Raw genomic sequence first — 20,142 nt, forward strand, 5'->3', positions numbered from 1 at the left:
AGTTGTGGCCGAGACGCGCAACTGTGCGAAGGCACAGTGAGCATCGCAGGCCGCGAATCGCAACGCGCAGTAGCTTATGCCAAGTGTCATCAGACGCGTTCGAAGATGCCTGCTGCGCCCATGCCTGCGCCCACGCACATCGTCACCATGCCGTACTTCTGCTTGGTGCGCTGCAGCGCGTGAATCACGGTCGCGGCGCGGATGGCGCCGGTGGCGCCCAGAGGGTGGCCCAGGGCGATCGCGCCGCCCATCGGGTTGACCTTCGATGGATCCAGGCCCAGGTCGCCGATCACGGCCAATGCCTGTGCGGCAAACGCTTCGTTCAGCTCGATCCAGTCCAGCTGGTCTTGCGTGATACCGGCGGCGGCGCACGCTGCAGGAATGGCAAATTTCGGACCGATGCCCATGATTTCCGGCGGCACGCCGCGCACGGCGAACGAGGAGAATTTCGCCAGCGGGGTCAGGTTGTGCTCGCGCAGGATTTTTTCGCTGACGATCAACAGCGCGCCGGCGCCATCGGACATCTGCGAGCTGTTGGCGGCCGTGACGGAACCCTTGGCGGCGAACACAGGCTTCAGTTTTGCCAGCGACTCCATCGACGAATCGGCGCGCGCGCCTTCGTCCGTGTCGACGGTGCGGCGCGTTACGTCGACCTGGCCGGTGGCCAGGTTCGGCGTGCGCGTGATGATTTCCACTGGCGTCGTTTCGGCCTTGAAGAAACCGGCTTGCTGCGCGGCGATGGCGCGGCGGTGCGATTCAACGGAGAACGCGTCCTGCTGTTCACGCGACACTTTCCATTGCTGCGCCACTTTTTCGGCCGTCAGGCCCATGCCGTAGGCCATGCCGATGTTTTCGTCGCTGAACATGTCCAGATTCATCGATGGGTGGTGGCCCATCATCGGCACCATCGACATCGATTCGATGCCGCCGGCGATCATGACGTCGGCTTCGCCCACGCGGATGCGGTCAGCCGCCATGGCGATGGCCGTGATGCCCGAGGCGCAGTAGCGGTTGACGGTGACGCCGCCCACGGTTTTCGGCAAGCCGGCCAGCAGCACCGAGTTACGCGCGATGTTGAAGCCCTGCTCCGCTTCCGGGAACGAGCAGCCGATGATCGCGTCGGTGATCAGCGCCGGGTCGAGGCCAGGCGCCTGCGCCAGGGCCGATTGCAGTACGCGCACCAGCAGGTCGTCCGGGCGGGTGTTTCTGAACATGCCGCGCGGCGCTTTGCCGATCGGGGTGCGGGTTGCAGAGACGATGTAGGCGTCTTGAAGTTGTTTGCTCATTTTGTTCTTTCAAAGATGTTGAACGAGGTTCGTGTTCTGTCGAATGTCCGGGGTAGTCAGGTTGCCGCTTAGCGCTTCTGCGACAAATACCAGTCCACCGTCACCTGTGCCGCCAGCGTGCCTTCGGCATCGAAAATATCGACTGCCACGGGAAACGCCACCTTGCCGTCCTGCGCCAGCTGCGCCTTCAAGGCAGCCAGGTCGCCCGGCACGCGGCCTTCGGCGCGCGTCGCGCCCCGGGCCACCTTCTGGTAGGCGATGCGCGACTCCTTGGCCACCGGGCGCAAGCCCAGTATCAGCTCGGCGAAGCCGCCAGCCATGGCCGCGCCGGAAGCCGTTTCGGCCAGGGTAAACAAGGCGCCCGCATGCTGCGTGCCCAGGTGATTATGCAGTTTGGGATCGTCCGGCAGCGACACCTTCGAGGTGCCGGCGCCGATCTCGTCGATGCTGATCCCCAGCAGCCGCACGAAGGGCAAGGTGTCCATCATCTGTTGTTTGATACGGTCATACACCATGCTTGGCCTCACGCGCAGCAGTACTTTAAATACGAGGGACAGGATCGTCATCGACGCTGTGCTTAGTTGCGTACCGGCTTACCGGTCTGCATCATGCCCATGATCCGTTCCTGGGTTTTCGGATGGTTCAACAGCTCCAGGAATGCCTTGCGTTCCATATCCAGCAGCCACTGTTCGCTGACGAAACTGCCCTGGTCCACGTCGCCGCCCGATACGATCTCGGCGATCATCTCGCCCAGCTTGAAATCGTGCGCCGAAATGAAGCCGCCGTCGCGCATGTTGACCAGCTGCGCCTTGATGGTGCCCCAGCCGTAGCGGCCCGTCACCTGGATCAGCGAAGGAAGCGCCGGACGGAAGCCCGCGTCGAACATGGCGCGCGCTTCGACCTTGGCCACGTGCAGCAGCTCGTAGGCGTTGAACACGATTACGTCGTCTTCCTTCAGGTAGCCCATCTTCTTCGCTTCCAGCGCCGATTTCGACACGTTGGCGGTGGCCGCATTGGTAAAGCCCGTTTTCAGGAATTGCAGGATGTCGTTACCCTTGGCTTCCTTGTAGGCGCGCTGCGCCGCTTCCTTCAAGCCGCCGCCGGCAGGAATCAGGCCCACGCCCACTTCCACCAGGCCGATATACGACTCGATCGAGGCCACGCGCTTCGATGCATGCAGCGCCAGTTCGCAACCGCCGCCCAGTGCCAGGCCAGCGACCGCGGCGATCACCGGCACGTTCGCGTATTTCAGCGACATGAAGGTGTTCTGCAGTTCGGCGATGATCGGATCGACGGCTTTCACGCCGCCTTGCATGAAGGCCGGCAGGGCCGATTGCAGGTCGGCGCCGGCCGAGAAGGCGCCGCCTTCGGCTGCGTCCGCGTGCCAGATCACCAGGCCCTTGAAGTTCTTTTCCGCTTCGGCCAGGGCCAGTTTCAAGCCATTGATGACGCCTTCGCCGATCACGTGCATCTTCGTCTTGAACGAGATGATCAGGACGTCGTCGCCCGTATGCCAGACGCGCACGGATTCGTCTTCGAAGACGGTGGTGCCGGCGGTCTTGCCGTCGATGGCGCCGCTGCCCAGGACCGGCGCGCGGAACTGCTGGCGGTCGTAGACGGACAGGTTAGAGCGTGGCACGAAGCTGTTCGACACGGCGGAATACGAACCTTCCGGCGTGTGCACGCCGCCTTTTTCAGCGACCGGGCCTTCGAAGACCCAGGCAGGCAAAGGCGCGTTGCACAGCGCGTGGCCGGCGTCGATGTCTTCCTTGACCCAGTTGGCCACTTGCAGCCAGTTCGATGCCTGCCACGTTTCAAACGGGCCCACGTTCCAGCCGAAGCCCCAGCGCATGGCGAAGTCGATGTCGCGCGCGTTGTCGGCCACGGTGTCCAGATGGATGGCGATGTAGTGGAAGGCGTCGCGGAAGATCGCCCACAGGAACTGGCCTTGCGGATTCGTCGATTCGCGCAGCGCCTTCATCTTCTTGACCGGATCCTTTTCCTTCAGGATGCGGGCGATGATGTCGGCGGCCTTGGCGCCGCCGGCCACGTATTCACCGGTGGCGAAGTCGAGGCGCAAGATATCCTTGCCGACCTTCTTGTAGAAGCCCGCGCCGCTCTTCTGGCCCAGCGCGCCTTTTTCCACCAGCTGCGCCAGCACGGCCGGCGTCTTGTAGACGGCGGCGAACGGGTCGTTCGGCAGGTAGTCCTGCATGGTCTTGATCACATGGCCCATGGTGTCCAGGCCGACCACGTCCGCCGTGCGGAAAGTACCCGACTTGGCGCGGCCCAGCTTGGAGCCGGTCAGGTCATCGACAACGTCCACGGACAGGCCGAATTTCTCGGCTTCGTGCACGATGGCCAGGATGCCGAACACGCCCACGCGGTTGGCGATGAAGTTCGGCGTGTCCTTGGCGCGGACCACGCCCTTGCCCAGGGTGGTGGTCAAAAAGCCTTCCAGCTGGTCGGCGATTTCAGGCTTGGTGAACGCGGTCGGGATGATTTCGACCAGGTGCATATAGCGCGGCGGATTGAAGAAGTGCACGCCGCAGTAGCGCGACTTCAGGTCGGCGTCGAAACCTTCGGCCAGCTTGGTGATCGACAGGCCCGAGGTGTTCGAAGCGAAGATCGCGTTCGGGCCGATGTGCGGGGCCACCTTCTGGTACAGGTCGTGTTTCCAGTCCATGCGCTCGGCGATGGCTTCGATGATCAGGTCGCAACCGGCCAGCAGGTCCAGGTTGTCTTCGTAGTTGGCGACCTGGATCAGCGCGGCGTCATCCTTGTTGCCCAGCGGCGCAGGCGACAGCTTTTTCAGGTTCTCGATGGCGCGCAGCACGATGCCATTCTTCGGGCCTTCCTTGGCCGGCAGGTCGAACAGCACGACCGGCACTTTCGCGTTGATGCAGTGGGCGGCGATCTGCGCGCCCATCACGCCGGCGCCGAGGACGGCTACTTTTTTAACGATGAAATTGGTCATATTTTCCTCAAGTCTTAGAACAGGTCTGCGTCGAGTGCCATCAGGTTGGCCGAACCGGAACGCGCCTGACGGATCAGGGTTGCCGTTTCAGGCTGCAAGCGGGCGAAGTAGAAACGTGCGGTAGCCAGTTTGGCGGTGTAGAACTTGTCGCCGCTGGACTCTTTTTCGAGGGCGATCTTGGCCATCTGCGCGAACAGGTAGCTGTAGATCATGTGGCCGACGACGCGCAGGTAAGGCACGCAGGCCGCGCCCACTTCGTCAGGATTCTGGAAGGCCTTCATGCCGATTTCCATGGTCAGCTTGGTGACTTTGTCGCCCAGGTCGCCCAGTGGGGTGACGAATTCGCTCATCGCTTCATCGGTGCCGTTGTCTTCGACGAAGGCCTTGATCTTTTCGCCGAACTTGCGCAGCTTGGCGCCGTTGTCGCCGAGGATCTTGCGGCCCAGCAGGTCCAGCGACTGGATCGTGTTCGTGCCTTCATAGATCATGTTGATGCGCGCGTCGCGCACATACTGCTCCATGCCCCATTCCGAAATGTAGCCGTGGCCGCCGAACACTTGCATCGCGTCCGAGGTGGCGATCCAGGCGTTGTCGGTGATGAAGGCTTTGATGACGGGGGTCAGCAGCGCCACTTCGTCGGCCGCTTCCTTGCGCACGTCGGCGTCCGGGTGGTGCAGTTCGCGGTCGATCTGCAGCGCCACGTACGAGGTGAAGGCGCGCGCGCCTTCCGCGTAGGCTTTACCCGTCAGCAGCATGCGGCGCACGTCAGGGTGCACGATGATGCGGTCGGCCGGCAGTTCCGGGTTCTTGATGCCGGACAGCGAACGCATTTGCGTGCGGTCCTTGGCGTAGATCAGCGCGTTCTGGTAGGCGATTTCCGTCAGGCCCAGCGACTGCATGCCCACGCCCAGACGGGCCGCGTTCATGAAAACGAACATGGCGTTCAGCCCCTTGTTCGGCTGGCCGATGATCCAGCCTTTGGCGCCGTCCAGGTTCATCTGGCAGGTCGAGTTGCCGTGGATGCCCATTTTTTCTTCGATGGCGCCGCAGGTGATCGGGTTGCGCTCGCCGACCGTACCGTCCGCGTTCGGCAGGAATTTCGGCACCAGGAACAGCGAGATGCCTTTCGAGCCTTCCGGCGCGTCCGGCACGCGGGCCAGCACCAGGTGCAGGATGTTTTCCGCCATGTCGTGCTCGCCGGCCGAGATGAAGATCTTGTTGCCGGTGATGGTCCAGGAACCGTCCGCCTCAGGCAGCGCTTTCGAGCGCAGCAGGCCCAGGTCGGTGCCGCAGTGCGGTTCGGTCAGGCACATGGTGCCCGTCCACTCGCCCGACACCAGCTTCGGCAGGTAGACTTCCTTCTGGTGGTCGGTGCCGTGTTCCTTCAGGCACTCGTAGGCGCCGTGCGACAGGCCCGGGTACATGGACCAAGCCTGGTTCGACGAGTTCAGCATTTCATAGAACGAATTGTTCAGCACGACAGGCAAGCCCTGGCCGCCGTATTCCGGATCGCAAGCCAGTGCCGCCCAGCCGCCTTCGACGTACTGCTTGTAGGCTTCCTTGAAACCTTTCGGCGTGGTCACGCTTTTCGTGACGGGGTCGTGGTGGCAGCCTTCGCGGTCGCCGGAGTGGTTCAGCGGGAACAATACTTCGGAGGTGAATTTGCCGCCCTCTTCCAGCACCTGGTTGATGATGTCGGCGTCGACGTCGGCGTACGACGGCATTTGCTTCAGTTCTTCTTCCACTTGCAGGAACTCATGCAGGACGAATTGCATATCCCGGATTGGCGCGACGTATTGACCCATAATTTTCTCCTGAAGGCGATTAGCTAAAGTGTTGTACTTGTAGTGCGTGTGCGTTGTTGCGGATACTGCCTGACGGCTTATTTACTTGTGGCGCAATTCTGGTACGACGCCAGCAGGCGGATAAAGCCCGCTTGCGCCCGTTCGATGCTGCCCGGCACGCGCAGGAAGCGCGCGTCGTGATGCAGGGCCAGGATCAGGCCATACATCTCGTACACCAGCTGCTGGGCGTCCGTGTCCGCTTTCAGGTCGCCCGTGGCGATCGATTGCTCGACACAGCGCAGCAGCGCGCCCTGCCAGGCCCGCACCATGGCCACCAGGGCCTCGCGGATGGGACCGGGACGGTCGTCATACTCGACGGCGCCACTGATATAGATGCAGCCGGAAGCGATTTCCACGCTGACCCGCTTGACCCAGCGCGCAAACATCGATTGCAGGCGCTGGATGCCGCGTGGTTCTTTCATGCTGGGGAAAAAGACTTCTTGCTCGAAACGATAGTGATAAAGCTTCAGCACTTCCATCTGCAAGTCCTCGCGCGAGCCGAAGTGGGCAAACACGCCCGACTTGCTCATGTTCATTTTGTCCGCAAGCAGCCCAATCGTCAGGCCTTCCAGGCCGTCGCGGCTGGACAGGTCCAGCGCCACGTCGAGGATGGCTGCACGGGTCAGCTCGCCCTTGCGCATGAATTTGACTGAAGTATTCAAGATGTCCGTTCTAAAAGTGATGTTGCCGATTTGGCGGACTGAAGCGAGGGTAAAAAAAAGCACGCTTCGAAAAAATCCGAACGCTCGTACTATTATCCACTACCACGTAAAAGTCAAACGGGAACTTTAGAGCCGGCGTTCTATTGGTGCAGCGCAGCATTTTCTGACTGCGTGTTTGTATCGGTTTCAGGCGGCAAAAGCGCCGTGCGCCCTTGCCTTGTAGTAACAATCGCGCCTCAGTCGAGGCCGCCAGCCTTGCTCAATTGCCGGCGGTCGCGCTTGGTCGGCCGCCCCTTGATGGTGGTGCCCGGCTCGCGGAACAGCTTGCGCTCCTCGGCCAGCTGCTCGCGGCGGGCGATGCTGGCCGGCGTTTCTTCATACAGCAGGCGCGCCACGGGTGCCGCGCCGCGCTTGTCGGACAGGCCCAGCACGGCCACTTCCCACGTCTCCGCGCCATTGTCGATGGCCAGCTCGTCGCCCACGCGCACGCTGCGCGCCGGTTTCACGCGCTCGCCGCCCACTTTGACCTTGCCCGTGTCGACGGCTTCGCTGGCCAGCGAGCGCGTCTTGAAGAAGCGCGCCGCCCACAGCCATTTGTCCAGCCTGACCGTTGTCATCTCGTTCATGCGTACTTGCCTACTGAAAAAATGCGCATCACCAGCCGGTACACGAGGAAGGCGGCTTCATAGCCGATGCGCCGGAAACGGCCGATGTGCTTGAAATCATCCTGGTGAATCACGATGCCGTCGGCCACGCCTTGCTCGATATGCTGGCGCAGGCTTTGCGCGAAGGCCACGTCCTTGATCACCACGTTCGCTTCCTGGTTCAAAAACAGGCTCAGCGCGTCAATATTGCTCGAACCCACCGTCGCCCAGTCGTCGTCGACGACGGCCACCTTGGCGTGCAGCTGCGTCTTGCGGTATTCGACAATCTTCACGCCTGCAGCCAGCAGTTTCGGGTAAAACGAGTGCGCCACAGCATCTTGCATGCGGAATTCGCCCACGCCGATCAGCAGTACCACGTCGACGCCCCGCTGGGCCGCCTGGGCCAGGGCGTGGCGCAGCTTGTGACCGGGCGCGAAATACGGGTTGGCCAGCATCACGCTTTTCCTCGCCTGGCCCAGCGCCTGCAGGTAGGCACGCTGGATGGTGCGGCGGTTGCGCAGGTTGTCGCGCACGACAAAGCCGGCCACGACGGGGTTTTTCGCCAGCTCCTTGCTGACGACGCGCATCTTGCGGTACAGCTTGATACGCCGCACCAGGTTCATCTTGCCCAGGCGCGCCCACTGCGCCTGCACCTCTTCATGGATGGCGTCCACCAGCGGCCCCTTCACCTGCACGGCGAAATCCCAGCGCGGCGCTTCCAGGCTGATGCTGTGATCGTAGTCGCAAAACATGTCGTCGTTGATATTGATGCCGCCCACCAGGGCGATCTCGCCATCGGCGACGCAGATCTTGCGGTGCGTGCGCGTGATGCCGCGCCGGAACCAGGGATTGAAGATGCGGTGGTGCACGCCGGCCGCTTCCAGCTGCGCATGCATGGCCTTGACGCGGCGGTTGCCCGTGCCGAACCAGTCCGTGATCATGCACACCAGCACGCCGCGCGCGGCTGCCCGTTTCAGGGCGTCGAGCACCAGGGTGCCCGTGGCGTCATCGGCAAAGATATAGGTTTCGAAATAGACTTCCGAGCGTGCGCCGTCAATGGCCGCTATGAGCGCGGGAAAGTAATCGGTGCCGCAATACAGCAGCTTGATGTCGTTGTGGGCGATGAAATTGACTGTGCGCATGCCGGCAGTCTACGCGAGTTTCAAAGCAGCAACTATCGGCGCGTGGTCCGACAGTTTGGCCCACAGGGTGCCATGCATCACTTGTGCACCTTCCACGTGGAAACCGCGCACATAGATGCGGTCCAGACGGAACCACGGCAAGGCGGCGGGAAAGGTGCGTGCCGGTACGGGGACGGGTGTTTTCGTCTGGCGCCGCGCCAGGGTGCGCACGAGGTCACCCAGGGCCGAGTTCGATGCACGCTGGTCAAACACTTCCACCACGCCCAGCGCATTGCGCAGCTTGTCGCTGAGCGTGTTGCGCCAGTCGTTGAAGTCGCCCGCGATGATGACGGGTTCGCCATTCGGCGCCGATTCCATCACGGCATCGATCAGCGCCTGCGTCTGCCGTCCCCGCCCCGACTCGAACAGGCCCAGGTGGACCACGTAGCAGTGCACGTCGGCCTGCGGCGTCTTGAGCACGCAATGCAGGATGCCGCGCTGCTCATAGGCATGGTCGGACACATCGTGGTTGGTTTGCGAGGCGATGGGGAATTTGCTGAGCAAGGCGTTGCCATGGTGGCCATGGTCGTACACGGCATTCATGCCATAGGCGGAATGGTGTTCGGCGCCAGCAAAGAACTCGTGCTGCGACGCTTCCGGCCAATGCTTGTGGCCGTTTTTCTCGGCGCCAAAGCGGGCCGCATTGCGGTCGTGCTTGCCTTGCACCTCTTGCAGGAAGACGACATCGGCATGGAACAGGGCGATCGCCTGCTTCAATGCGTGGACTCTGGGCAAGCCCCGCACGGAAGAGACGCCCTTGTGGATATTATAAGTTGCTACGCGGATTTTCATGCATGGATTCTACTCCCAGACGGGCCCCGCGCGGCGCCAGCGTAGGTGCGCGTGCGCACCTAATGCCTCGATTGGCTCGCCTTCGGCCTCGCCTGGCTCAGGCAAACATGCGCGCCAGGCCGCTGGCGACACTGACGCCGGCCGCCGCGATGCCGGCGGACCACACCACCTTGACCAGCAACGGTGCGCCGCGCCAGGCCACCGTGCGCTTGCCCTTGCTAAACATACCGGGATGCAACAGCAGTCCCACCACCATCAGCGGCAAGCCGACGGGCGGCGTGCGTTCGGGCGGCGTGTACAGGCTGGCCGCCACAATCACGACCAGGCACAGCGCCAGGCAGAATGTGCCGGCCAGTTTTTGTTGCAAGGAGAGATTAAACCAGTTCAACATGGATAGCTTTCGAATGAGATCAACGATGGCGCGCCAGGCCCGTCATGGCCGGCAATTGCAGAATCGCTTCCGCGTTGGACGACGAGAAACAGCGGTCGGCCGCCGCCAGATAAGGCAGCCACGCGTATTGCAGGTGTTCGCGGGGGCTCAGGGTGATGGCGATGTCGCGCGGCACTTGCACGCTGAACACGTGTTCCGTGTTGCGCGTCACGCCGGGCGCATAGCGGTGGCGCCAGATCGGATAGATCTCGTACACATTCGACAAGTTCCAGTCGCGCAGCACGATATCGCATCCATCGGCAACGATGCCGGTCTCCTCGCACAGTTCGCGTGCGGCCGTCTGCAGCAGCGGTTCGTCGACGGCATCGACGGAACCCGTCACCGATTGCCAGAAGCCGGGCTGGCCCGCGCGTTCGATGAGCAAGACGTCAAGGTCAGCCGTATGAATGACGACCAGCACGGAAACAGGAATTTTATGAGTCATATCAACAATGAAAAAGGCGCCACGACAGCGCCTTTTTTTGCATAGTGGATCAAACAGCGGCCGCCGGGGCAGCCGCATGCTTCATTACACTACTTTAGGCTCGGCGCTGCGCAAACGGATGTGCAGTTCACGCAATTGCTTTTCGTCCACTTCCGACGGCGCATGGGTCAGCAAGTCTTGCGCGCGCTGGGTTTTCGGGAAGGCGATCACGTCGCGGATCGATTCGGAACCCGTCATCATGGTCACGATACGGTCCAGGCCGAATGCCAGGCCGCCATGCGGTGGCGCGCCGTATTGCAGGGCGTCGAGCAGGAAGCCGAACTTCAGCTGCGCTTCTTCCGCATCGATCTTCAATGCGCGGAACACTTTCGACTGCACTTCTTCGCGGTGGATACGGATCGAACCGCCGCCCAGTTCCCAGCCGTTCAAGACCATGTCGTAGGCCTTGGCGATGCAGGCGCCCGGATCGCTTTCCAGCATGTCTTCATGGCCGTCTTTCGGCGCCGTGAAGGGATGGTGGGTCGCCGTCCAGCGGTCCGCTTCTTCGTCGTGCTCGAACATCGGGAAGTCGACCACCCACAATGGCTTCCACACGTCTTCGAACAGGCCGGCTTTCTTGCCGAACTCGCTGTGACCGATTTTCACGCGCAGCGCGCCGATGGCGTCGTTGACTACCTTGGCCTTGTCGGCGCCGAAGAAGATCAGGTCGCCGTCTTGCGCGCCCGTCTGCTCGAGGATCGTGGCCAGCACGTCGGCAGGCAGGAACTTGACGATCGGCGACTGCAAGCCTTCAGGACCCTTGGCTTTCTCGTTGACCTTGATGTAAGCGAGGCCCTTGGCGCCGTAGATGGCGACGAATTGCGTGTAGGCGTCGATTTCCGAACGGGGCATGCTGCCGCCTTGCGGTACGCGCAGGGCCACCACGCGGCCGCCTTTCATGTTGGCGGCGCCGTTGAAGACCTTGAACTCGACCGACTTCATGACTTCGGTCAAGTCCGTGAAGGCCAGCTTGACGCGCATGTCCGGCTTGTCGGAACCGTACAGGCCCATCGCTTCGGCGAAATCCATCACCGGGAACGGGTTCGGCAGGTCGATGTTCAGGGTGTTCTTGAAGACGACGCGGATCATGTCTTCGAACAGGTCGCGGATTTCCTGTTCCGTCAGGAACGAGGTTTCGCAATCGATCTGCGTGAATTCAGGCTGGCGGTCGGCGCGCAAGTCTTCGTCGCGGAAGCACTTGGTGATCTGGTAGTAACGGTCGAAGTTGGCGACCATCAACAGTTGCTTGAACAACTGTGGCGATTGCGGCAAGGCGAAGAAGCTGCCGGCGTTCACGCGCGACGGCACCAGGTAATCGCGCGCGCCTTCTGGCGTGGACTTGGTCAGCATCGGCGTTTCGATGTCGATGAAGCCCAGCGCGTCGAGGTACTTGCGCACTTCCATCGTCACCTTGTAGCGCAGGCGCAGGTTGTTTTGCATTTGCGGGCGGCGCAGGTCCAGCACGCGGTGCGTCAGACGCGTCGTTTCCGACAGGTTGTCGTCATCGAGCTGGAACGGCACGGGCACGGACGGGTTCAGCACTTCCAGCTCCGAGCAGACCACTTCGATCTTGCCCGATTTCAAGTTGTTGTTGATCGTGCCTTCGATACGGTTGGTCACGACGCCCGTCACGCGCAGGCAGAATTCGTTGCGCACGGCTTCGGCGACCTTGAACATCTCCGCTTGTTCCGGGTTGCAGACGATTTGCACCAGGCCTTCGCGGTCGCGCAAGTCGATGAAAATCAGGCTGCCGTGGTCGCGGCGGCGATGTACCCAGCCGCACAGGCTGACGGTTTGTCCCAGCATGGCTTCGGTAACGAGGCCGCAGTATTCAGTACGCATAGACATAAAATTCTCAGTTCAGGTTAGTGAGTGTTCAATCCGGCCACGTCCCGCATGGGACGCCTGCCTTTATTCTTTGGCTGCCGGGGCCGGTACAGCAACAACTTCCGCAGGCGCCACCACGCCCATCGAGACGATATATTTGAGCGCCGCATCGACGCTCATGTCGAGTTCGACGACATCACTGCGCTTCATCATCAGGAAAAAGCCTGAGGTCGGATTCGGCGTCGTCGGCACGTACACGCTGACAAAGTCGCCCACCAGGTGGTTTGCCGCATCGCCGCCCGGCACGCCCGTCAGGAAAGCGATGGTCCAGGAGTTCTGGTGCGGATACGGCACCAGCACGGCCTTGCGGAAGGCATTGCCCGACGGGGAAAACAGGGTATCGGACACTTGCTTGACGCTCGAATACAGGGAATTGACGATGGGTATGCGTTGCAGCAATTTTTCCCACAGTTTCACCACGTAATTGCCGACCAGGTTATTCGTCAGCAAGCCCGTGAAGAACACGATCAGTACCGTCAATACCGTGCCCAGGCCGGGAATGGTGCTCAGCGCGGGAATCTTGTGGCCGAACCAGACGCTGGGCTGCGTACTGCCGGGCACCAGCAACAGCGACTGGTCCATCGTGCTGATGACCAGATTCAGCACCCAGGCCGTAATGGCCAGGGGCACCAAAATCAGTAATCCGGTAATAAAGTATTTACGCATCAGTTTCTCGGTAATGGATCGTATCGGCGCGGCGCGCTTTTCAGTCCGCTTTCGGCGCGGTGGCAGCAGGAGCGGGCGCAGGCGCAGCGGCAGGCGCGCTCTCGGCGGCCGGGGCAGGCTTGGCGTTATCGGCCGGGCCCGTCGGAATGGCCGTGGTGGGCGCCGTACCGCCGCGGAAATCGGTCGCGTACCAGCCAGTGCCCTTCAATTGGAAACCGGCGGCCGTCAATTGTTTCTTGAAACTGGGCTTGCCGCACGACAGGCACACCGTCAGTACTGGATCGGAGATCTTTTGCAAGACATCCTTGGCAAAACCACACTCGTCACAACGGTAAGCGTAAATCGGCATCTCTACTCCGAGAAAAAACTTCAAAAACCCTGAATTATAAAGCTTTTCCTTTGTCGCCAGCGGAAAATGCCCCGCCCGCTTCAGTCCGCCCGGCGGCGCCAGCTCATCCAGCGCTCCTTGCCGGCGAAGACGGCGATGGAATCGTCGACGGCCTCATCGGCCAGGCAGTCGAAATGCGGCACCAGCAATTCCTGCAGTTTCTCCCGCGAAATGCCGAACGGCGGCCCCTTGGCGTTGTCGTCAAAGAAAAAGTAACCGGCCAGCATGGCGCCCGGCGCCAGCAGCTGCGCCCAGCGGGCCGCCACTTGCGGCCACATGGCGCGCGGCATGGCGCACAAAAACGCCCGTTCATAGATCAGGTCCAGCGGTGCCTCGGGCTGCCAGGCAAAGAAATCCGCTTCCACCACCTGCCCTGCCCGCTCGCCCAGCTGGGCACGCGCGGCGGCCACGGCAGCCGGCGCAAAGTCGATGGCCGTGGCATCCCAGCCGTGATCGAGCATGAAGACCAGTTCATACGCGGAGCCGCAGCCGGGTATCAGGCAGCGCAGCGGCACCGGACTGCCGGCCACGAAGCTGCGCAGGCGGGACGGCACGCCGCCCTGGTCCCAGGGAGTGAATTGCTTTTCGAAACGCTCGTCCCAGAAGGCAGGCGAGAGCGGGTCGCGGTTGTGGAAGTCAGCCATCACTTACGTCCTCAGCGAGTTAAAACGGCAGTTGATGCCAGCGCATGAACACTTGCAAGCCCAGCGCGCCGAGGGCGAAGGCGCCGACAAAGTACACGATAAAACTCAGCAAGCGGTTCGTCTGGCGTTGCTCCGCCAGCAAGGTTTTCATCAGTTCCACGTCGTTTTCACGCGGTTCGCCATGCACGGTCAAGGCCTGGTGCAGCAAGCGCGGCAGTTGCGGGAAGATGTGCGCGTAACGGGGCGCCTCGGCGCGCAGGCGCTCCATGAAGCCTTGCGGCCCCACCTGGTTACTCATCCATTTTTCCAGGTAGGGCTTGGCCGTTTGCCACAGGTCCAGTTCCGGATCGAGCTGGCGGCCCAGGCCTTCGATATTGAGCAGGGTCTTTTGCAGCAGCACCAGTTGCGGCTGCACTTCCACGTTGAAGCGGCGCGAGGTCTGGAACAGCCGCAGCAATACTTGCCCAAAAGAAATATCCTTCAGCGGGCGGTCGAAGATCGGCTCGCAGCAGGCGCGCACGGCCGCTTCCAGCTCGTCGACGCGCGTGTCCTTCGGCGCCCAGCCCGATTCGATGTGCGCCTCGGCCACGCGCTTGTAGTCGCGGCGGAAGAAGGCGAGGAAGTTTTGCGACAGATAATCCTTGTCGTAGTCATTCAACGTTCCCACGATGCCGAAGTCGAGCGCGATGTAGCGGCCGAACGAGTCGGGCGCGATCGACACGAGAATATTGCCTGGGTGCATGTCAGCATGGAAAAAGCCGTCGCGGAACACTTGCGTGAAGAAAATCTCCACGCCATCGCTGGACAGTTTGCGCAAGTCCACGCCGGCCGCCACCAGGCGCTCGGTCTGCGACACGGGGATGCCGTACATGCGCTCCATGACGATGACGCTGCTGGAACAATAATCCCAGTGCATTTCCGGCACCAGCAGCAAATCCGAATTGGCGAAGTTGCGGCGCAGCTGGCTGGCGTTGGCCGCCTCGCGCATCAGGTCCAGCTCGTCGTGCAGGTATTTGTCGAACTCGCCCACCACCTCTTTCGGCTTCAGGCGCTTGCTGTCGGCCCACAGGCGACTGGTCCAGTCGGCGGCGATGTGCATCAGGGCCACGTCTTCGTCGATCAGCTTTTTCATGCCTGGACGCAAGACCTTCACGGCCACTTCGCGGCCGTCTTTCAAGGTGGCAAAGTGCACCTGGGCAATAGATGCGGACGCCACCGGCTCGCGCTCGAAGCGGGCAAACAGTTGATCCGGGTGCGCACCGAGCGACTTGGTGATCTGCGCGATGGCCAGGTCGGAATCGAACGGCGGCACCCGGTCTTGCAGGCGCGCCAGTTCTTCGGCGATGTCGGGCGGCATCAAATCGCGCCGGGTCGACAGCACCTGGCCGAACTTGACGAAAATCGGACCCAGCTCTTCCAGCGCCAGGCGCAGGCGCAAGCCCCGCGGCGACGACAGGTCGCGCCAGAAAATCAGGGTGTCGATCAATTTGGCGGTGCGGGGAACTTGCAGACCAGAAATCGCTATCTCATCCAGACCGTACTTGATGGAAACACGGATGATTTTAAACAGGCGCAGGAATTTCAATATCATGTAGACAAATCCGGTGAGGAGGACTGCGGCTGGACGGCGGCGGCCGCCTTTTCCAGCCGGGCAAGGCGCTTGGCCAGGCGTTCGACGTCATCGCGCACGCGCGTCACGCCAGCGGAATACTCTTGCAGGGTAGAAGGACGGATCAGCATCGGCTGTTCGTCGAGAAAGTATTCGGCCACGTTTTCTGCCAGCTTTTGCTGGCCCGTACGCACAAAGGCGGCGGCATCTTTCGCACCGGAAACGAGGCGCGTGGCCAGCATGGGGCCAACGACCTTTTCCAGGTCGTGCTCGGCTTCCCAGCGCAAACCCTTGCTCAATTGCGAAATCGCATTGGCAAACTCGGCATCGCCTTCGATCTTGACGTAGGAAAACGCCCGCTCGCGGTTTTGCAGGATCAGCGGCACATCGGACAATTTCACGCGGATGGTCACATTGGCAACTACGTCCGCCGGTGCCGCCTCCAGCATGCCGGCGCTGTCGACGCGCAGGCGCAAGGCCACGGCGCCCGTGTCGATGCAGGCCAGCTTGCCGGCGTGCACGGCCAGCTGCTGGCGCGCCCACGGCTCTTGCGCCAGCAAATGGTTGATAGTCGCGATGACGGGCGTCATCAGGGAGAGATCGGAAAGTGGTGCCATCGTGTGCCTGCGCGCCAAACGCGCCCCTAAAAATGAAAAACCGCCCGTACAACAACGCGGGCGGTTTCGATCTTACCAGTTCAGCAGGAAATATCTGTCAAGCATCATGCATTCCGCATGGACTTAAGCCATTATTCAGCAAGTTTTTACAATTAATTCAATTGCTGGATGCCTGCCAGGACCCAGCCGCTGTTGCCGCTGACGGGTTTCGACATATTCCACACTTCCGCAAACGGTTCCGCTGCCGCGCCCGGCGCCGAACGGATCAGGCCCGTAAATTTCACGCTGGCCAGGTAATCGTTGACGCTCGTCTCGATACCGAGCAGTTCGGCATCGATGGTGACGACATCCGTAAAGTCCGGCTGCGCGCCCCGTTCCTGGATTTGCATGCGCAGTTCCGCATACACTTCCGGCGACGTGAATTCGCGGATATCGTTGACGTCGGCCTTGTCCCAGGCCGCTTGCAAGCGAATGAAATTGCTTTTCGCGTGGCGCAGGAAGGCTTCCTTGTCGAAGTCGCCTGGTACGCCCCATGGCGCGGCAGCCGGTGCCGGCTTGTCCAGGCCGACGCCGGACGAGACGGGTTGCAGCGGCGGCAGCGGCGGGATGTGCGAACCGATGTCGGGCACATTGCCGGCCGGTGCCGGCTGGTTGCCGAAACCGGCGAACGGCGCATTGCCGGCGTTAGTGTCGCGTTTGCCGCGCACCATGCGGTAGATGAAGAAGGCCACGCCGGCCAGCAAAGCCACCATCAGCAGGGTGCTGATCATGCTGGCCAGGGCGCCGCCCAGGCCAAAATGCGACAGCAAGGCGCCCAGACCCAGGCCCAGCAAGGCGCCGCCCAGCAAGCCCTTCCAGCGGCTCGGTGCCTTGGCGGCAGGCGCCGGTGCGGGAGCTGGCGCAGGCTGCGCCTGGCGCGGCGCGGCGGCCGGCGCCGGGGTGGGCGCAGGTGCGGGCGCCTGGCGGCCCACGTTTTGCGACTGGCGGCCAAACGAACGGCCACCGCCCATGGGACGGGCCAGCGCCTCGCCCAGCATGGATACCGTGGCCGCGGCCAGCATCATGCCGACCATAAATTTCTTCAATTTCATTCCATCTCCTAAAATCACCAACGTTGATGCATTACATCTTGATACCGGTGTGCAAAGCGGCAATGCCTGCCGTCAAATTGTAGTACTGCACGCGCTCCAGGCCCGCCGTTTCCATCATGGTCTTCAAGGTTTCCTGGTCCGGGTGCATGCGGATCGATTCGGCCAGATAGCGATAGCTTTCCGCGTCACCGGCGATTTTCTGGCCGAACCACGGCAAGACCGAGAACGAATACATGTCGTACGGTTTTTGCAGCGGCGCCGCCACCTTGGAAAATTCCAGCACCAGCAGCTTGCCGCCCGGTTTCAGCACGCGGCGCATTTCCGCCAGCGCCACGTCCTTGTGCGTCATGTTGCGCAGGCCGAAGGCGACGCTGACGCGGTCGAAATAATTATCGGGGAATGGCAGTTTTTCCGCGTCACACAACAAGGTGGGGGTGAGCAAGCCGCGATTCAAGAGGCGATCGCGGCCCACGCGCAACATCGATTCATTGATATCGGTCAACCAGACTTCGCCCGTAGGACCCGCCTGCTTGGCAAACGCCTTCGACAGGTCGCCCGTGCCGCCGGCGATGTCGAGCACCTTGAAACCGGGGCGCACGCCCGCGTTGGCGATGGTAAACGTCTTCCACAGACGGTGCAGCCCGCCCGACATCAAGTCGTTCATCACGTCGTATTTGGCAGCGACGGAATGGAACACCTTGGCGACTTCGCGCACTTTGTCGTCTTCTGCAACTGTTTTGTATCCGAAATGGGTCGTATTGGTCATGGTAGGCAGTCTGTTTGAACTTGGGAGCATTATACAAGCGGCAGGCGCATTTCCCCGTGACGCCGGAGAAGGTATTGCCTTTCCACTGCATTCTCAGCCAGCATGGCCGCCCGCGCATACGCGGCCAGCGCCCCCGGCCGGTCGCCCTGGCGGCGCAGCAAGTCGGCCCGGGCCGCGTACAGATAATGCGAGTTGACAAGGCTGGGCACGGTTTCCAGCCGCGCCAGCCAGGCCAGCCCGTGTGCGGCGCCGTGCGCCATGGCGCAGGCGATCACGGCGTTGAGCAAGATCATGGGTTCCGGCTTGTGCCGCAGCAAGGCGCCATACAGGGCGCTGATCTGGCGCCAGTCCGTCCCGCTGGCCGTGGGCGCTTGCGCGTGCAAGGCGGCAATGGCGGCCTGCAGCTGATACGGCCCTGGCGCGCGCGCCGGCAAGGCCAGCGCCAGCACGGCCAATCCCTCGGCAATCAGGGCGTCATCCCACAGGCGCCGGTCCTGCTCTTCCAGGGTCAGCAGTTCACCGCCTGGCGAGAGGCGGGCGGGGCCGCGCGACGCCTGCAGCAGCATCAGGGCCAATAACCCCTGCACTTCCGGCTGGCCGGGCTGCAGGCTGTCAAGCAGGCGCCCCAGGCGCAGCGCTTCCGCGCACAGGTCTGCGCGCAGCAACGTGTCGCCGCCGCTGGCGCAATAGCCTTCGCTGAACACCAGGTAAATCACGTGCAGTACTTGCGCCAGCCGCGGCTGCAGCTCTTGTTCCGGCGGCAACTCGAAAGGGATACGGGCTTCGGCGATCTTGCGTTTGGCGCGCAACAAGCGCTGCGACAGGGCCGCTTCCTCCACGCCGAAGGCGCGTGCGATCTCGGCCGTGGACAGGCCACACAGGGTGCGCAAAGCCAGCGCCACCTGCGCCTCGGGCGCCAGCGCGGGATGGCAGCAGATGAACAGCAGGCGCAGGCGGTCGTCTTCGATAGGCTGCGCGTCAACAGTCTCGACCGCAGGCAGGCACGACAGCACGGCCTCGGCGTCGCTGACGCTCTTGCCCGCCCGGCGTACGTGGTCGAGAGCCGCGTTGCGCGCCACGGCACTGAGCCAGGCGGCGGGATTGCCGGGGATGCCTGTGCGCGGCCACAGCTCCAGCGCCTTGCGGCACGCTTCCTGCAGCACATCTTCCGCCAGGCCCAGGTCGCCGAAACGCCGCATCAGGCCGGCCAGCACCCTGCCCTTTTCCTGGCGAAAGACGTATTCGACGGCCGTAACGGCGTCGCCGGCCATGGTTATGCCGTGACGGGCCGCACTTCGATCGTGCCCAGGGAAGCCGCCGGACAACGCCCGGCCCAGGCCAGCGCTTCGTCCAGGTGGGCGCAGTCGAGCAGATAGTAGCCGCCCAGCTGCTCCTTGGTTTCCGCGAACGGCCCATCCGTGATGACAGGCTTGCCATTGCGCACGCGCACGCTGGTGGCGCTGCCCACCGGCGCCAGCTCGGCCCCGCCGCGCAGCACGCCGGCCGCTTCCAGCGCCTGCGTGTAGCTGGCAAAGTCGGCCATCAGGCTGGCCATCTGCCCTTCCGGCATGGATGCATAACGGGATTCATCGGCGTAGATCAGGATCATGTATTCCATAGTCTCTTCTCCAAAGAAAAATGCCCGCAAGCGCGGGCATTCATACGACGAATGGGGCGGCGGCAATCCGACAAGATTACCGCATTATTTTTAATTAATGCTTATGGCCGCAGCTGGGTCCATGCACGTGGCCGCCGGAAGATTGCTTGACGGTCATGTCGGCCTTGGCGTCGCGGCCGCTGTCGCCGGGGTAGCCGGCTGCCGCCAGCTGGTCAAGGTAGGCTTGCCACAGTTTGTCCTTTTCCGCGCCCAGCTTGTACAGATAAGCCCAGGTGTACAGGCCGGAATTGTGGCCGTCGCTGAAGGTAGGCTGCACGGCGTAGTTGCCGACGGGCTCGATGCCCGTGATGCCGACCAGGCGCTTACCTAATTGCAAGGTTTCCTGGCCCTTGCCATGGCCCTGCACTTCGGCCGAGGGCGAGTACACGCGCAGGTATTCGAACGGCAGCGCAAATGTGCTGCCGTCGTCGAAAGCCACGTCGAGCACGCGCGACTGGTTGTGCACGGTCAAGCCGGTCGGTTGGGGTGTTGCTGTTTTTTCAGTCATGACGATACT

The 20,142-nt window shown here is 62.3% G+C and carries 21 protein-coding genes; all 21 read right to left on the minus strand.

The features are described from left to right. Window positions 1–89: 89 nt before the first annotated feature. Entirely contained in the window at window positions 90–1,286 is a 1,197-nt protein-coding gene (locus tag OX462_RS25660) for an acetyl-CoA C-acyltransferase (RefSeq protein WP_035824191.1), read from the minus strand. A 68-nt stretch (window positions 1,287–1,354) separates the two neighbouring features. Further along, a complete protein-coding gene (locus OX462_RS25665) occupies window positions 1,355–1,852 on the minus strand; it encodes a PaaI family thioesterase (RefSeq protein WP_230506575.1) in 498 nt (165 codons plus the stop codon). 11 nt (window positions 1,853–1,863) lie between these two features. Beyond that, the gene (locus tag OX462_RS25670; RefSeq protein ID WP_121668356.1) at window positions 1,864–4,263 is read right to left on the minus strand and encodes a 3-hydroxyacyl-CoA dehydrogenase/enoyl-CoA hydratase family protein; all 2,400 of its coding nucleotides are present in this window, start codon (window positions 4,261–4,263) and stop codon (window positions 1,864–1,866) included. A 14-nt stretch (window positions 4,264–4,277) separates the two neighbouring features. Next, on the minus strand, window positions 4,278–6,068 hold the full coding sequence (locus OX462_RS25675) for an acyl-CoA dehydrogenase C-terminal domain-containing protein (RefSeq protein ID WP_034753387.1): 1,791 nt from the start codon (window positions 6,066–6,068) through the stop codon (window positions 4,278–4,280). A gap of 77 nt (window positions 6,069–6,145) precedes the next feature. Continuing rightward, window positions 6,146–6,748, minus strand: a complete 603-nt coding sequence (locus OX462_RS25680; RefSeq protein ID WP_070292367.1) for a TetR/AcrR family transcriptional regulator — start codon at window positions 6,746–6,748, stop codon at window positions 6,146–6,148. Window positions 6,749–7,005: 257 nt separating this feature from the next. After that, window positions 7,006–7,395, minus strand: coding sequence for an Hsp15 family ribosome-associated heat shock protein (locus tag OX462_RS25685; RefSeq protein ID WP_070312529.1), 390 nt, complete (start codon window positions 7,393–7,395; stop codon window positions 7,006–7,008). Further along, complete coding sequence (gene clsB, locus OX462_RS25690) at window positions 7,392–8,555, minus strand: cardiolipin synthase ClsB (RefSeq protein ID WP_070221631.1); 1,164 nt, start codon at window positions 8,553–8,555, stop codon at window positions 7,392–7,394. Before clsB ends, OX462_RS25685 begins: the two co-directional genes overlap by 4 nt. A 9-nt stretch (window positions 8,556–8,564) precedes the next feature. After that, on the minus strand, window positions 8,565–9,386 hold the full coding sequence (locus OX462_RS25695) for an endonuclease/exonuclease/phosphatase family protein (RefSeq protein ID WP_070221632.1): 822 nt from the start codon (window positions 9,384–9,386) through the stop codon (window positions 8,565–8,567). A 97-nt stretch (window positions 9,387–9,483) separates the two neighbouring features. After that, window positions 9,484–9,777, minus strand: a complete 294-nt coding sequence (locus OX462_RS25700) for a hypothetical protein (protein ID WP_099409257.1) — start codon at window positions 9,775–9,777, stop codon at window positions 9,484–9,486. A gap of 19 nt (window positions 9,778–9,796) precedes the next feature. Continuing rightward, window positions 9,797–10,261 (minus strand): dihydroneopterin triphosphate diphosphatase, encoded by a 465-nt coding sequence (nudB, locus tag OX462_RS25705; protein ID WP_070221634.1) that lies wholly within the window; start codon window positions 10,259–10,261, stop codon window positions 9,797–9,799. 84 nt (window positions 10,262–10,345) lie between these two features. After that, window positions 10,346–12,142, minus strand: a complete 1,797-nt coding sequence (aspS, locus tag OX462_RS25710) for an aspartate--tRNA ligase (protein ID WP_070221635.1) — start codon at window positions 12,140–12,142, stop codon at window positions 10,346–10,348. Window positions 12,143–12,211: 69 nt separating this feature from the next. Continuing rightward, on the minus strand, window positions 12,212–12,853 hold the full coding sequence (locus OX462_RS25715) for a DUF502 domain-containing protein (protein WP_034778417.1): 642 nt from the start codon (window positions 12,851–12,853) through the stop codon (window positions 12,212–12,214). Between the two features lie 40 nt (window positions 12,854–12,893). Then, a complete protein-coding gene (locus OX462_RS25720; protein ID WP_070221636.1) occupies window positions 12,894–13,202 on the minus strand; it encodes an FmdB family zinc ribbon protein in 309 nt (102 codons plus the stop codon). Between the two features lie 80 nt (window positions 13,203–13,282). Next, on the minus strand, window positions 13,283–13,885 hold the full coding sequence (locus OX462_RS25725) for a methyltransferase (protein WP_070221637.1): 603 nt from the start codon (window positions 13,883–13,885) through the stop codon (window positions 13,283–13,285). Between the two features lie 19 nt (window positions 13,886–13,904). Beyond that, on the minus strand, window positions 13,905–15,476 hold the full coding sequence (ubiB, locus tag OX462_RS25730; RefSeq protein WP_070221638.1) for a ubiquinone biosynthesis regulatory protein kinase UbiB: 1,572 nt from the start codon (window positions 15,474–15,476) through the stop codon (window positions 13,905–13,907). After that, a complete protein-coding gene (locus OX462_RS25735) occupies window positions 15,473–16,111 on the minus strand; it encodes a ubiquinone biosynthesis accessory factor UbiJ (protein WP_070292362.1) in 639 nt (212 codons plus the stop codon). The genes ubiB and OX462_RS25735 overlap by 4 nt, the downstream gene beginning before the upstream one ends. Before the next feature lie 152 nt (window positions 16,112–16,263). Beyond that, window positions 16,264–17,202 carry a Tim44 domain-containing protein gene (locus tag OX462_RS25740; RefSeq protein WP_070312526.1) on the minus strand — a complete coding sequence of 313 codons (939 nt, stop codon included), beginning with the start codon at window positions 17,200–17,202 and terminating at the stop codon, window positions 16,264–16,266. A gap of 31 nt (window positions 17,203–17,233) precedes the next feature. After that, the gene (gene ubiE, locus OX462_RS25745; protein WP_070312525.1) at window positions 17,234–17,968 is read right to left on the minus strand and encodes a bifunctional demethylmenaquinone methyltransferase/2-methoxy-6-polyprenyl-1,4-benzoquinol methylase UbiE; all 735 of its coding nucleotides are present in this window, start codon (window positions 17,966–17,968) and stop codon (window positions 17,234–17,236) included. Window positions 17,969–17,997: 29 nt separating this feature from the next. Continuing rightward, window positions 17,998–19,239, minus strand: coding sequence for an RNA polymerase sigma factor (locus OX462_RS25750; protein ID WP_070312524.1), 1,242 nt, complete (start codon window positions 19,237–19,239; stop codon window positions 17,998–18,000). A gap of 2 nt (window positions 19,240–19,241) precedes the next feature. Then, window positions 19,242–19,586: a YciI family protein gene (locus tag OX462_RS25755; RefSeq protein WP_070221642.1), complete on the minus strand. Its 345-nt coding sequence runs from the start codon at window positions 19,584–19,586 to the stop codon at window positions 19,242–19,244. A 94-nt stretch (window positions 19,587–19,680) separates the two neighbouring features. Next, window positions 19,681–20,133, minus strand: a complete 453-nt coding sequence (locus tag OX462_RS25760) for a gamma-butyrobetaine hydroxylase family protein (RefSeq protein ID WP_070221643.1) — start codon at window positions 20,131–20,133, stop codon at window positions 19,681–19,683. Window positions 20,134–20,142 lie beyond the last annotated feature (9 nt).

It is taken from the genome of Janthinobacterium aestuarii (assembly GCF_046113285.1).
GTDB lineage: Bacteria > Pseudomonadota > Gammaproteobacteria > Burkholderiales > Burkholderiaceae_D > Janthinobacterium.